Raw genomic sequence first — 13,384 nt, 5'->3', positions numbered from 1 at the left:
CGCTTGCGTTGACGTGGCGGCAGGACGCTAACCTGCAGTCGAACATCTGGAGACTCCCCCATGCGTGAAGCCGTCATCCTGTCCACGGCCCGCACCCCGATCGGCCGGGCCTATCGCGGCGCCTTCAACGACACCCAGGCCCAGCAGCTGGGCGGCCACGCCATCCGCCATGCCGTCGCCCGCGCGGGCGTCGACCCGGCCGAGATCGAGGACGTCGTCATGGGCGCGGCCCTGCAGCAGGGCTCGACCGGCACCAACGTCGCGCGTCAGGCGGCGCTGGCTGGCGGCCTGCCGGTGACCACGGCGGGCATGAGCCTCGACCGCCAGTGCGCCTCGGGCCTGATGGCCATCGCCACCGCGGCGAAACAGGTCGTCCACGACGGTCAGGTCGTCGCCGTCGGCGGCGGACTGGAGTCGATCTCGCTGGTCCAGAACCAGACGATGAACCTGTCTCGGCTGCGCGATCCCGAGCTGATGAAGCTGCATCCGCACATCTATATGTCGATGCTGGAAACGGCCGAGGTCGTCGCCGCTCGCTATGGCATCAGCCGCGAGGCCCAAGACGAATACGCCCTGCGCTCCCAGCAGCGCACGGCCGAGGCTCAGGCCGCCGGTCGCCTGAACGCCGAGATCGTGCCGATGACCACCACCATGCAGGTCATGGACAAGGCCACCGGTCAGGCCTCGGCCAAAGAGATCACCCTGTCGATGGACGAGGGCAACCGGCCCGACACGACGCTGGAAGGCCTCTCGTCGCTGAAGCCGGTCTTCGGCGGTGGCGATGAGATCAAGGAAGGCCGGTTCATCACCGCCGGCAACGCCTCGCAGCTGTCGGACGGCGCCTCGGCCAGCGTCATCATGGATGCGAAGGAGGCTGAACGTCGCGGTCTCACCCCGCTCGGCGCATACCGCGGCATGGCCGTGGCTGGCTGCGAGCCGGACGAAATGGGCATTGGCCCCGTCTTCGCCGTGCCCCGCCTGTTGGAGCGTCACGGGCTGACCGTGGACGACATCGGCATCTGGGAGCTGAACGAGGCCTTCGCCGTGCAGGTGCTCTACTGCCGCGACCGGCTCGGCATTCCCGACGACCGCCTGAACGTATCCGGCGGCGCCATTTCGATCGGCCACCCCTACGGCATGTCGGGCGCCCGGATGACCGGCCATGTCCTGATCGAGGGCAAGCGGCGCGGCGCGAAATACGGCGTGGTCACCATGTGCGTCGGCGGCGGCATGGGCGCGGCGGGTCTGTTCGAGATCTACTGAGGCGGCTCGCAGCGGGCGGCCTTCATCTCCGCCTCCCGCGCGGCGAACCACCGCGCCCTGAGCACCGCCGGCCGCCCCGGGTACCGGTCCTCCAGAAACTCCGCATCGACCACCCGGTCGGTGCGGAAGGTGCGGAAGTCGGCCCGCATCTCGCACCAGCCCACCAGCAGGCGCGTCGCATCGAGATAGCCGACGAGAAACGGCCAGATGGTCCGCGTGGTCTCCCGCTCCTGCTCGTCCCGATACTGGAGCGTCAGCTTGCGGCCCGAGTGAATCCACGCGCGGACCCGCGGCATGTCCAGCGTCTCGGGCTTGACCTTCCATGACGGCGGACTGGCCACAGCGGGCTCCAGCACCACCGGACGCAGCCGCTCCGGCACGGTCGCGGCGATCTTGGCGACCAGATCCCGAGCGGCGCGGGCCAGCGCCGGATCGGCCCGGCCGGCCACCCACTGCGCGCCCAGCACCGCCGCCTCGATCTCGTCCGATGTCAGCATCAGAGGCGGCAGGTCGAACCCGCCTTCCAGAACATATCCCAGCCCCGCCTCGCCACGGATGGGCACCCGCTGGCCCATCAGGGTGGCGATGTCGCGGTAGATGGTGCGCTTCGATGTCTCAAGCTCGGCGGCGATGGCGTCTGCCGTCAGCGGCTTCGACGAGCGCCGCAGCACCTGGATAATCTGGAATAGCCGGTCGGCGCGTCTCATTCCGTGACCCTGAACCACCGCTGCTGACAGCATGGTGGCAGCAGGGTGGCAGTAGTCAATCCGGACCGGCGGCGAGGGGCCGCCTCAATGGGAGACGAAACGATGCTGACCCTGTTCCATGCGCCCTGGTCGCGCTCCTCGCGTCTGGTCTGGCTCCTCGAGGAGATCGGCGCGCCCTACGAGATCGTCTACTGCGACATCGCCCGCGGGGACGGAACCGGGGCCCGCGACTCGCGCAATCCTCATCCGGACGGCAAGGTCCCCGCCCTGCTTCATGACGATGCCCTGGTGACGGAATCCGCCGCCGTCGCGCTGTATCTGACCGACGCCTTCCCGGAGAGCGGTCTTGGCGCACCGGTCGGCTCGCCCGAGCGCGGAGCCTTTCTGAGCTGGATCGCGTGGGTCGCGGGGGAACTCGAGCCGGCGCTGTGGTCGAAGATCAGCGGCGCGGCCGAGGGCGATGCACACGCCATGGCCCGCTTCGACGCGGCGGTCGCCCGCCTGCTCGGGGCTCTGGAGCGTGGCCCCTATCTGATGGGGCAGCGGTTCACCGCCCTGGACGTCATGGCCGGCAGTTCGATCGCCTGGGCCCGGGATCATGTGCCCGCCAGCGCGGCGCTGGATGCCTGGATCGAGCGGATCACCAACCGGCCGGCGAACGCCGCGTCCACGGTCAAGGACAGCCCGTCCCCCGAGCTGAGCCAGGTGGCCTGAGCGTCAGGCGGCGTCGGCGGCGTCTCCGGCGTCGCCGTCCCCCGTCCGCTCGACGGCCCGAAGGCACGCCACGAAATCATTGCGCCACAGGCTCACATCGGTGTCGTTGACCACCTGCATCAGGCTCTCCCATTTCCGCTTCCGCTCGGCCAGCGACATGGTAAGGGCCCGCTTGATGGCGTCGGCCACCTCCTCCCGGCTGAACGGATTGACCAGGAGGGCCTCGCCCATCTGCTCCGCCGCCCCGGCGAAGCGCGACAGGATCAGGACGCCGGGATCGTCCGGGTTTTGGGCGGCCACATACTCCTTGGCGACCAGGTTCATGCCGTCGCGGAGCGGCGTCACCAGTCCCACCCTCGCCGCCCGGTAGATGCCGGCCAGCTGGTCGCGGCGGTAGGTGCGGTTCAGATAGCGGACGGGCTGCCAGTCCATGTCGGCGTATTCGCCGTTGACCCGTCCCGCCAGCGCGTCGAGCCGGGCCCGGATGTCCTGATAGGTGTCGACGTCGTCACGACTGATCGGCGTGACCTGCAGCAGGAAGACCTCGCCGCGCATGTCCGGATTGTCTGCGAGGAACTGTTCGTACCCCAGCAGCCGCTCCTCCAGCCCCTTGGAGTAGTCGAGCCGGTCGACGCCCACGATCATCGAACGGAAGGCCGAGGACGCCGCCATCCGGTCGTAGGTCCGGGCCCCGAAGGTCGAGTTACGGGCCGAAAGGAAGCCCTCGACGTCGATGCCGATCGGGAAGACACCGGTCTGCACCGTCTTGTCGAATGCGGCCAGGGCGTCGTTGGGCAGCAGGCGACCGTTCACCCCCGGCTCCGAGGCGACATAGTCCCGGAACAGGTCCAGCCACTCCCGGGTCTGGAAGCCGATCAGGTCGTAGTCGAACATCGACTCCACCAGCCGCCGGTGGTGGGGCAGGGTGACCAGCAGCTGCCGCGCCGGCCACGGCGTATGCAGGAAGAAGCCGATGCGGTTCTTCACGCCCAGCCGCCGCAGGTCCCGGGCCAGCGGGATCATATGATAGTCGTGGATCCAGATCAGATCATCGGGCTGGATCAGCGGCGCCAGAACCTCGGCGAAACGGGCGTTGGTTCGTTCGTAGCCCTCGCCGTAGGACCGCTCGTAGGCCGTCAGGTCGACCCGGTGGTGGAACAGCGGCCACAGCGTCTTGTTGGCGTAGCCGTTGTAATATTCCTCGACGTCCTGCGCCTCCAGATCGACCAGGGCGACGGTGACGCCCGCGCGATCCTCGATCTTGGCTTCGGGGACGAAGGTCTCGACCGTGTCGCCGGACCAGCCGAACCACAGACCCTCGTATTTCCGCAGCGCCGCCGACAACGCCATGGCGAGGCCACCCGCCGAGCCGGCGGCCGGGTCCTTCGGCGCTGAGACGCGGTTTGAAACGACGATCAGCCGGCTCATGGCGTGAAAACCGCTCCCGTGGTCCCCCGGCGCCATCCCGTTTTCGTGAGACCGCTCATCGCGCGTCTGTCCACGACCGGCTCAGCAGGACCGCGCAGTTGATGATGCCCACCAAGGAATAGGTCTGCGGATAGTTGCCCCACAGCTCGTTGTCCTCCAGCGCGATGTCTTCCGAGAGAAGGCCCGCGTGCGTCCGCCGGCTCAGCATCTCCTCGAAGATTTCCCGCGCCTCGGCCGTCCGCCCATTCAGGTGCAGGGCCTCGATGAACCAGAAGGTGCAGAAGTTGAACGCCGTCTCCGGCTCGCCGAAATCGTCCGCCTCGATGTAGCGGAACAGATACGGACCCTTCTTCAGATCCCGCTCGATGGCATCGAAGGTCTTCACCTGCCGCGGGTCGCGCGGATCGAGGAAGCCGAGGTCGGTCAGCTGCAGCAGCGACGCGTCCAGCTCGCGGTTGCCGAAGCTGGCGGCGAAACGGCCCTCGTCGGGCACGAAGGCCTCCGTCTCGATCCGCTCGCGAATGATCGTCGCCCGCTCGCGCCAGATTTCGGCCCGTGCATGCAGGCCCAGATGGTCCGCCGCCTTCGCCAGACGGTCGCAGGCCGCCCAGCACATGACCGAGGAATAGGTGTGCACCCGCGCGATGGTGCGGAACTCCCACAGACCCGCGTCGGTCTGATCGTGCACGGCGAAGGCGCGTTCCCCGACCTTCTCCAGCGCATGGAAGTCTTCGATCGTCCCCGGACGTAGCAGCCGCTGGTCGTAGAAGGCCTGCACCAGCGGCAGGACGATCTGGCCATAGACGTCGTGCTGCAGGTGTTCGTGCGCCTGATTGCCGATCCGCACCGGCTTCATGCCGCGATAGCCCTCGACGCTCTCGACGATCCGCTCGCCGATCCCCGGTTCAAGACCGACGCCATAGACCGGCTGCACATGCCCGCCCGCCGAGTCGTCGACGAGATTGCGCAAATAGCCGAGGTAGTTTTCCAAGAGGTCGACCGCGCCCAGCCGGTTCAACGCCCGCACGACATAGTAGGCGTCCCGGATCCAGCAGTAGCGGTAATCCCAGTTGCGTCCGCTCTCGGGAAACTCCGGCACCGAGGTGGTCATGGCGGCGACGATCGCGCCGGTTTCCTCATAGGCGCACAGCTTCAGCGTGATCGCCGCGCGGATCACCGCCTCCTGCCAGTCCAGCGGCAGGTAGAGGGTGCGGACCCAGTCCTGCCAATAGGCCACGGTTCGGTCGAGGACGGCGGTCACGCCCGGTCCCACATCCTGGTCGTACCCCTCGTCCGGTCCGAAGAAGAAGGCGTGCGGCCGCTCCAGCCGGAACACCCGCTCGTTCAGCACATGCGACACCGGGCAATCGGTGGTCAGGCGGAAGGTCACGTCGCTGCACAGATAGCGGATGTGGTTCGAACCGCTGGTCCGCTCCGCCGGTCTCGCACCCCAGTCCGCCGAGGGCCGCAGCCGCACCTTGATGCGCGGCGAACCGTCCAGCGGCCGCACCACCCGTGCGAAGGCGAGGGGACGATAGATGCGGCTGTGCTTGGGGTGGCGGGGCGCGAAGTCGATGATCTCGACCGCCGCGCCGTCGTCCGCCGTCAGCACGGTCCGCAGCACCGGTGTGTTGCGGATGTAGGCTTGGCTGACGTGTTTCAGCCCTTCCAGTTCGATGTCCCAGAAGCCGTGGGCGGGATCGGAGCCGTCCATCAGGGCCGAGAAGACCGGATCGCCGTCGACCCTCGGCGCGCAGGCCCAGACGTAGCGGCCGTTGCGGTCGATCAGGGCGTTGATCGAACAGTTGCCGATCGGGGCGAGGTCCAGATTCGGGGTCATGCACGCTCCTCGACGGCGTTCAGCCAGGCCAGCACGGCCGCCACATCAGGCAGGCCGTAGCGGGCGGCGGTCTCGCGGACCGGTCCGACCAGCACGCCGAACCCGCCCAGTTCGGTCGCCGCGCGGAAGCCGTCCTCGTCCGTCAGATCGTCGCCCAGCATGACGGGAACGGCGCCGGCGAACGGAGGCTCCTGCATGAAGGCGGTCAGGGCGGTGCCCTTGCTGGTCCCGGGCGTCTTCAGCTCCACGACCAGATTGCCGGCCTGAAGCGTCAGGCCCGTCTGCTCCGCCAGGTCTTCCGCCAGCGAAAGGGCCGCCGCCTCTTCCGCCGGTGCCCCGCGGTAGTGAAGTCCCGCCGACACGGCTTTGTCCTCGACGATCACGCCGGGCCGGGTCCGGGCGAAGGTCTCGAAAGCCGCCACGGCGTGCCGCACCCCCGGCGAAGCCTTGGCCCGCTGCAGCGAGCCGTCCGCCCGGCGCCGCTCCAGCCCATGCACCCCCGAAGCGGAGGCGGCGCTCGCTTCGGCGATGCGGTCGATCTCGTCGATGGTCCGGCCGCTGATGATGGCGACGCGACCGCCCAGCCGGACCGCGGCGTTGCGCAGCGCCGCGGTCCGGTCTGGATCGGGCACGACGGCGTCCGGCGTATCGGCCAGCGGCGCCAGAACGCCGTCCATGTCGAGGAACAGGGCAGGGCGGGGCATTCGGGCCGGCGGCGGCGGCAGATGCGCGACGGCCTCGGCCGGCGCCGGGGCGCCGTCGGTCTTCGGATGGGAGGTCTGCATGCCTCCTGTTAACGCCGGGCTCCGGCAAAGGTTGACCCGTTCCGCGCCTTTTTCTCGCGTTGCAGCATTATCCGGCCGAACCGCCGGTGATTGTGATTTCCCGTCCGATGCGCCACATCGCCCGGATGAGCGACGCCACGAAACCCGTATTGTCCGCCGATCCCGCCGCCATGGCCGCACGCGCCCGCGAGGTCATCCGCCTGAACGTCGAGGCGCTTCAGGCGCTGGAGACCAGCCTCGACGACAGCCTCGGCCGCGCCTGCGATATCGTCCTGTCCCGCCCCGGCTATGTGGTCGTCACCGGCATGGGCAAGTCGGGCCACATTGGAGGCAAGATCGCTGCGACGCTCGCCTCGACCGGCACAAACGCCTTCTTCGTCCACCCGGCGGAGATGAGCCACGGCGACCTGGGCATGCTGCGCAAGGACGTCACCCTGCTGGCGATCTCGAACTCGGGCGAGAGCCGGGAGCTGCGCGATCCGCTGATCTTCTGCCAGCGCGAAGGCATTCCGGTCATCGGCATCACCCAGCGGCCGAACAGCTTCCTCGGCCGCTCGTCCGCGGTCTGCCTGACCCTGCCGCAGGTGGCCGAGGCCTGCCCCAATGGTCTGGCGCCCACGACTTCGACCCTGATGACCCTGGCCATGGGCGACGCCCTCGCCATGGTGCTGATGGATCGCCGCGGCTTCACGGCCGAGGATTTCGGCCTGCATCACCCGGGCGGCAAACTCGGCATGAGCCTGCAGAGCGTGCGCGACTGGATGGGCGACCGCCCGCCCGCGCCCGCCACCGTCCCCCTGACCGCGACCTTCGCCGAGGTCGTCTCCGGGATCACCGAGGGCCGCAAGGGCGCGGTCGCGGTGCTGAACGGCGACGGGACCTTGGCCGGGATCGTGACCGACGGCGATGTTCGCCGCGCCTTCACCCGCGGAGAGCTGACCGGCTTGACCGCCGCCGACGTGATGAGCCCCCGTCCCAAGGTCATCGGCCCTGACGCCCGCATGAGCGACGCCATCGACCTGATGACCCAGAACAAGATCGCCACCCTGCTCGTGGTCGAGGACGACCGCCCCGCCGCCATCGTCCACATCGCCGAACTGATGCAGGCCGGCTACGTCGGCTAAGGCCTAGTAGGCCATCCGCCCGTCGATATTCCCGGGGGGCGCGTAGCGGCAGGCCAGCACGGACCGGTCGCCCCGCGTCTCGACCGCGCAGCCGACGTGGGTCGTGCCGCTCCAGACCAGCTGGGTATAGTGGCCGACGTCGCTCCAGTTGCCCGTCCGGCTGACGTTCGGGAAGACGCCGTGCCGGTAGTTGGCCTTCTCGGCCACCCAGTCGCCGATCATGTCCTCGGGCGTGAACTGACGCCCGCCCCAGCCGGTCCACAGGTTCTCGCCATGGCCATGCTGCGCCGGATCGTGGGCGAAGCGGTTGCTGTCGATCAGCTCCCGCGCCCACACGCGCGCCTCCGCCTCCAGCGAGTCTGCCCACCGCAGCGGCGGCGAGCCGACCCGGCTGCGCTCCGCGTTCTGGGCGGCGAGCAGCCGGCTTTCGACGTCGTCGGAGGGCCGGCTGTCGCGCGGGATCTCTATCGCCGAGACCGGCCTGGCCTGCGGCGACGGCTCATAGACCGTGAAACCCGGGTCGGCGCAGGCCGCCGCCGTCAGGGCGGCGACCGTCGCCAAGGCGATCACGCCGGCTCTCCTCATCGGCCGGCTCAGCGTGCGCCGGCCCCGTCGCCGAGCGGCTGATCGGTCAGGGCGCTTTCGACGTCGTCGCCATGCAGCGTGCGCGTCTCGGCGGGCTTGCCGGCCTGGAACTCCTCCATCGCCGTCGCCTTGCGGGCGCGCATCTGGTCGGCCAGCAGGTCCATGTCGAGACCGGCGGCGCGGGCCTGGCTGAACATGCCCTCCGACCGCTTCTCCTCCTCCTCGACGTGGTGCTCGATCATCTCCGACAGCACCTTGACCTTGGCGTCGTAGAAATCCTCTTCCGGGCCGCCCGCCTCGATCTCGTTGATCAGCAGCTTGGCGCTGTCGTGCTCGACATAGGCCTCGTTGACCAGGTCGTCCTCGATCTTGCCGCGGCAGGCCGGATAGAAGACCTCCTCCTCGATGGCGGTGTGGACCTTCAGTTCAAGGCAGATCTGCTCGGCCAGCCGCTGCTTGGTGGCCTTGCCGTTAGTCTGCTCGAACTTTTCGAACAGCTCCTCGACCACCCGGTGGTCGGCCTTCAGCATCGCGATCGCATCCATCTCTTCGTAGCTCTGGGCCATGTGACTTCTCCTGACAGCGGCTATGACGTTGCCGGTGTAAGGCGCTCGTCGGCGTCGCGTTCCCGACATTGGGCGACCTGCGAGTCGTTCGCTCGTTGTGCAGATCATCCAGGCGCTCACCGTGAAAAAACTTGACGTTGACGTAAACGTAGGTTTTCTGGCGTCCACGCTTCGAACCGTCCTTATTGGAGACTGACTCCCATGGCCGACGCCTACATCTACGACGCGGTCCGCACGCCGCGCGGCAAGGGCAAGAAGGACGGCTCGCTGCACGAGATCACCGCCCTGTCGCTCGCGACCCAGGTGCTGGAGGCGCTGCGCGACCGCAACGATCTCGACACTTCGAAGGTCGACGACGTCATCCTCGGCTGCGTCTCTCCAGTGGGCGAGCAGGGCGCAGACATCGCCCGCACCGCCGTGCTGAACTCGGGCTGGGCCCAGACCGTCGCCGGCGTCCAGATCAACCGCTTCTGCGCCTCGGGTCTGGAAGCCGTGAACATGGCCGCGGCCAAGGTGAAGTCCGGCGAGGCCGACTTCGCCGTCGGCGGCGGTGTCGAAGCCATGAGCCGGGTGCCAATGGGATCCGACGGCGGCGCCTGGCCGGTCGATCCGTCTTCGGCCTTCCCGACCTATTTCGTACCGCAAGGCGTCTCGGCCGACATGATCGCCACGAAGTGGGGCTTCAGCCGAGACGACGTCGACGCCTACTCCGTCGAAAGCCACAAACGCTCCGCCCGCAGCTGGGCCGAGGGCCGGTTCGCCAAGTCGGTTGTACCGGTGAAGAACCAGCTCGGCCTCGTCCAGCTGGACCGCGACGAAACCATCCGCCCCAACACCGACATGCAGACGCTGGGCGCCCTGAACCCATCCTTCGCCATGATGGGCGAGATGGCCTTCGACGCCGTGATCAACCAGCGCTACCCCGAGGTCGAGCGCGTCAACCACGTCCACACGCCGGGCAACTCTTCCGGCATCGTCGACGGCTCGGCCGGCGTCCTGATCGGTTCGCTGGAAGCCGGTCAGGCGCTGGGCCTCAAGCCCCGCGCCCGCATCGTGGGCGCCGCCTCGATCGGCTCCGAGCCCTCGATCATGCTGACCGGCCCCGAGTTCGTGGCCAACAAGCTGCTGGGCAAGCTGGGCATGTCGAAGTCGGACATCGACCTGTGGGAGCTCAACGAGGCCTTCGCCGCCGTCGTCCTGCGCTTCATGCAGGCGCTGGATATCCCGCATGACCAGATCAACGTCTGCGGCGGCGCCATCGCCATGGGCCACCCGCTGGGCGCCACCGGCGCCATGATCACCAGCGTGGTCCTCGACGAGCTGGAGCGGTCGGACAAGTCGACCGCCCTGATCACCCTGTGCATCGGCGGCGGCATGGGCACCGCCACCGTCATCGAACGCGTCTGATCCGGAGCTGACTGAGATGGAAAACTTCAAGATCGACGTCGACGCCGACGGCATCGCCCTGGTCACCTTCGACGTGCCGGGCCGTTCGATGAACACCCTGACCTCGGGCGTGATGGCCGAGATCCCGCAGGTGGTGGAGCGCATCAAGACCGACGACGCCATCAAGGGCGCGGTTCTGACCTCGGGCAAGGCGAGCGGCTTCTGCGCCGGCGCCGACCTCGGCGACATGGCCGGCGGCATGCTGGCCGGCGGTTCGCTGCAGGATGCCTTCGATGCAGGGTGGCGGCTGAACGGCGCCCTTCGCGCGCTGGAGACCTGCGGCAAACCGGTAGCCGCCGCGATCAATGGCCTCGCCCTCGGCGGCGGCCTTGAGATGACGCTGGCCTGCCACTACCGCGTGGCCGGCGACAGCCCGAAAATCCAGCTCGGCCTGCCCGAGATCAAGGTAGGCCTCTTCCCCGGCGGCGGCGGCACCCAGCGCCTGTCGCGCCTCATCGGTGTGCAGGCGGCCATGATGGCGATGAGCGAGGGCAAGTCCTTCCGCCCGAACGACGCCAAGGGCGCCGGCATCATCCATGAGGTCGTGCCCGTCGGCGGCGAAGTCGAGGCCGCTAGGGCGTGGATCAAGGCCGGCGGCAAGGCCGTCCAGCCGTGGGACGACAAGTCCTTCAAACTGCCCGGCGGCGGCCCCTACCACCCGGCCGGCATCCAGAACTTCCTCGTCGGCAACGCCATGCTGCGCAAGCAGTCCTACGGCAACTACCCCGCCGTGCTGAACCTGATGAAGGCGGTCTACGAAGGCGTGCAGGTGCCGATGGACGCCGCCCTTCGCATCGAAACCCGCTACTTCATCAAGACCCTGATGACGCCGCAGGCGCAGGGCATGATCCGCAGCCTGTTCCTGTCCAAGCAGGAGCTCGACAAGGGCGCGGTGCGGCCTGCCGGCGTGCCGAAGTCCGATCCGAAGAAGGTCACCGTTCTCGGCGCGGGCATGATGGGCGCGGGCATCGCCTATGTGCAGGCGCTCGCCGGCATCGAGACCATTCTGATCGACCGCGATCAGGAGGCCGCCGATAAGGGCAAGGCCCACGTCGAGGAGCTGCTCAAGAAACGCCTCAGCCGCGGCCAGATCGATCAGGCGAAGTTCGACGCCCTGCTCGGTTCCGTCACCGCCACCACCGACTACGACCTGATCAAGGGCTCGGACCTCGTCATCGAAGCGGTGTTCGAGAACCGCGAGATCAAGGCCGAGGTGACCAAGCGCGCCGAGGCCCAGCTGCAGCCCGGCGCAATCTTCGGCTCCAACACCTCGACCCTGCCGATCACCGGCCTGGCCGAGGCCTCGGTCCGTCCCGAGGACTTCATCGGCATCCACTTCTTCTCGCCCGTCGACAAGATGATGCTGGTCGAGGTCATCCTCGGCGAAAAGACCGGCGAGGCGGCCATCGCGAAGTCGCTGGACTACATCATGAAGATCAAGAAGACCCCGATCGTCGTCAACGACGGCCGCGGCTTCTACACCTCGCGCTGCTTCGGCACCTATGTCGCCGAGGGTCTGGCCATGCTGGAAGAGGGCTACGCCCCGGCCATGATCGACAACATCGGCCGCATGACCGGCATGCCCCGCGGCCCGCTGGAGATGCACGACGACGTCGCCCTCGACCTGTCGGTCAAGATCGCCAAACAGACGAAGGAAGACCTCGGCGACGCCTATGAGCCGCTGCCGGGCTGGAAGATCGTCCAGACCATGGTCGAGGACCTCGGCCGCTACGGACGCAAGAACGGCAAGGGCTTCTACGACTACGAAACCAAGCCCAAAAAGCTGTGGTCCGGTCTGTCGGATCTGGCTCCGGTGAAGATCAACGACTCGACGCCCGAACTGGTCGAGGACCAGAAGCGGCGCCTGCTCTACCGGCAGGCCGTCGAGGTGGCCCGCTGCTGGGAAGAGGGCGTCATCGACGACCCCCGCGAGGCCGACGTCGGGGCCATCCTGGCCTGGGGCTTCGCGCCCTGGACCGGCGGTCCGATCACCATGATCGACCAGACCGGGCTGAAGGCCTTTGTCGCCCAGGCGGACGTCTATGCCGCCAAATACGGTCCCCGGTTCTCGCCGCCGCAGCTGCTCCGCGACATGGCGGAGCAGGGCCGCACCTTCTACGGCGACTTCGCCGGCAAGCAGAAGGCTGCGGCCTAGAGGTTCACCACCTCGAAGCCGTCCTCCGCCTGCAGCCGCTCGGCCAGCGCCGCGCGGTGGCAGCCGGCGTGGTCCGCCTCGAAACAGAGCAGGGCGGTCGGCCGGTCCTTCGCGATCTCGCGCAGCCGTTCGAACGCCAGCTGCGACGGCGGCTCCTCCATGTGATCGGCGAAGATCGCCCGCATCTCGGAGATGTGGCCCTTGCGGGCCGCATCCCGCCCGGCCTTGGGCGTGCCGAGATCGCGCAGGTGGATGTATTCGATCCCCGCCTCGGCGAGGCTTGAGCCGAGGATGGTCTTGGAGAAGCCGGCGCGGCGAGAGGCGGCGATGGCCCGCACGTCCGCCAGCACCTTCACCCCCGCCGCCTGAAGCCGGCCTATCACCGCCGCTTGCGGCTCGCCTTCATAGCCGATGGTGAACAGCTTCATCGTCCGCTCCTCAGGGCAGGGCGCCGCCGTCGATGGCCTCGCGCACACATGATTGCAGTTCGGCCCGGTAGGCATCCGGATCGGCCGCCTTTCGCTCCGGCATGGAAAGCTCGAGCTGCGTCCGCTGTTCCGTGCTCAGCGCCTCTGCCGAGCCCTCTTCCGGGAGACGCGCCGACCACCAGTCGCGTATGAACCAGCTCGGGCCGGCCACCCGCCCCGTCGCGTTCGCCTCCTCGGCGATCATGGTGTTGATATGGGCAAGACACAGCTCGGCTCGGGCCGGCTCAGAAGCCGCCGCGATCAGGGTGAAGGCCGTGGCGAGAGCGATCACTTGAGGGTTCTC

13 protein-coding genes are annotated in these 13,384 nt (G+C 68.2%); 5 read left to right on the top strand and 8 right to left on the bottom strand.

All coding sequences use genetic code 11. The features are described 5' to 3' along the window. Nucleotides 1-60 precede the first annotated feature (60 nt). On the top strand, nt 61-1,263 hold the full coding sequence (locus GGQ87_RS02805) for an acetyl-CoA C-acyltransferase (protein WP_168045187.1): 1,203 nt from the start codon (nt 61-63) through the stop codon (nt 1,261-1,263). On the opposite strand, the gene GGQ87_RS02800 is transcribed toward GGQ87_RS02805, so the two are convergent. Continuing rightward, nucleotides 1,257-1,970, bottom strand: a complete 714-nt coding sequence (locus tag GGQ87_RS02800) for a helix-turn-helix transcriptional regulator (RefSeq protein WP_168045186.1) — start codon at nt 1,968-1,970, stop codon at nt 1,257-1,259. The two genes, GGQ87_RS02805 and GGQ87_RS02800, sit on opposite strands and share 7 nt — an antisense overlap. Before the next feature lie 102 nt (nt 1,971-2,072). On the opposite strand from GGQ87_RS02800, the gene GGQ87_RS02795 reads away from it, so the two are divergent. Then, on the top strand, nt 2,073-2,684 hold the full coding sequence (locus GGQ87_RS02795; RefSeq protein WP_168045185.1) for a glutathione S-transferase family protein: 612 nt from the start codon (nt 2,073-2,075) through the stop codon (nt 2,682-2,684). Nucleotides 2,685-2,687: 3 nt separating this feature from the next. Here the strand turns inward: GGQ87_RS02795 and GGQ87_RS02790 are convergent, their stop codons facing one another. The 3 genes from GGQ87_RS02790 to otsB are packed head-to-tail and all read right to left on the bottom strand — an operon-like array spanning nt 2,688 to nt 6,737. Further along, nucleotides 2,688-4,112 (bottom strand): alpha,alpha-trehalose-phosphate synthase (UDP-forming), encoded by a 1,425-nt coding sequence (locus GGQ87_RS02790; RefSeq protein WP_168045184.1) that lies wholly within the window; start codon nt 4,110-4,112, stop codon nt 2,688-2,690. Between the two features lie 55 nt (nt 4,113-4,167). Beyond that, entirely contained in the window at nt 4,168-5,952 is a 1,785-nt protein-coding gene (locus GGQ87_RS02785) for a glycoside hydrolase family 15 protein (RefSeq protein WP_168045183.1), read from the bottom strand. Continuing rightward, nucleotides 5,949-6,737 (bottom strand): trehalose-phosphatase, encoded by a 789-nt coding sequence (otsB, locus tag GGQ87_RS02780; RefSeq protein WP_245161401.1) that lies wholly within the window; start codon nt 6,735-6,737, stop codon nt 5,949-5,951. The genes GGQ87_RS02785 and otsB overlap by 4 nt, the downstream gene beginning before the upstream one ends. 107 nt (nt 6,738-6,844) lie before the next feature. Between otsB and GGQ87_RS02775 the strand changes: the two genes are divergently transcribed. Beyond that, a complete protein-coding gene (locus GGQ87_RS02775; RefSeq protein WP_245161400.1) occupies nt 6,845-7,861 on the top strand; it encodes a KpsF/GutQ family sugar-phosphate isomerase in 1,017 nt (338 codons plus the stop codon). A 3-nt stretch (nt 7,862-7,864) separates the two neighbouring features. Here the strand turns inward: GGQ87_RS02775 and GGQ87_RS02770 are convergent, their stop codons facing one another. Continuing rightward, complete coding sequence (locus GGQ87_RS02770; RefSeq protein ID WP_168045182.1) at nt 7,865-8,431, bottom strand: CAP domain-containing protein; 567 nt, start codon at nt 8,429-8,431, stop codon at nt 7,865-7,867. A 23-nt stretch (nt 8,432-8,454) separates the two neighbouring features. Next, the gene (locus tag GGQ87_RS02765; protein WP_168045181.1) at nt 8,455-9,012 is read right to left on the bottom strand and encodes a hemerythrin domain-containing protein; all 558 of its coding nucleotides are present in this window, start codon (nt 9,010-9,012) and stop codon (nt 8,455-8,457) included. 201 nt (nt 9,013-9,213) lie between these two features. Here GGQ87_RS02765 and GGQ87_RS02760 point away from each other — a divergent pair, with 201 nt between their 5' ends. Both GGQ87_RS02760 and GGQ87_RS02755 read left to right on the top strand, forming a co-directional pair. Further along, the gene (locus tag GGQ87_RS02760; protein WP_168045180.1) at nt 9,214-10,419 is read left to right on the top strand and encodes an acetyl-CoA C-acetyltransferase; all 1,206 of its coding nucleotides are present in this window, start codon (nt 9,214-9,216) and stop codon (nt 10,417-10,419) included. Nucleotides 10,420-10,435: 16 nt separating this feature from the next. Next, nucleotides 10,436-12,613, top strand: coding sequence for a 3-hydroxyacyl-CoA dehydrogenase NAD-binding domain-containing protein (locus GGQ87_RS02755; protein WP_168045179.1), 2,178 nt, complete (start codon nt 10,436-10,438; stop codon nt 12,611-12,613). On the opposite strand, the gene GGQ87_RS02750 is transcribed toward GGQ87_RS02755, so the two are convergent. Beyond that, nucleotides 12,610-13,041, bottom strand: a complete 432-nt coding sequence (locus GGQ87_RS02750; protein ID WP_168045178.1) for a DUF488 domain-containing protein — start codon at nt 13,039-13,041, stop codon at nt 12,610-12,612. The genes GGQ87_RS02755 and GGQ87_RS02750 overlap by 4 nt on opposite strands. A gap of 10 nt (nt 13,042-13,051) precedes the next feature. Continuing rightward, nucleotides 13,052-13,372, bottom strand: a complete 321-nt coding sequence (locus tag GGQ87_RS02745; RefSeq protein WP_168045177.1) for a hypothetical protein — start codon at nt 13,370-13,372, stop codon at nt 13,052-13,054. Between the last annotated feature and the right edge of the window lie 12 nt (nt 13,373-13,384).

Source organism: Brevundimonas alba (assembly GCF_011927945.1).
GTDB classification, from domain to species: domain Bacteria; phylum Pseudomonadota; class Alphaproteobacteria; order Caulobacterales; family Caulobacteraceae; genus Brevundimonas; species Brevundimonas alba.
Note: the sequence above shows the minus strand (reverse complement) of the source record. Positions and strands in the feature narration are given on the sequence as shown.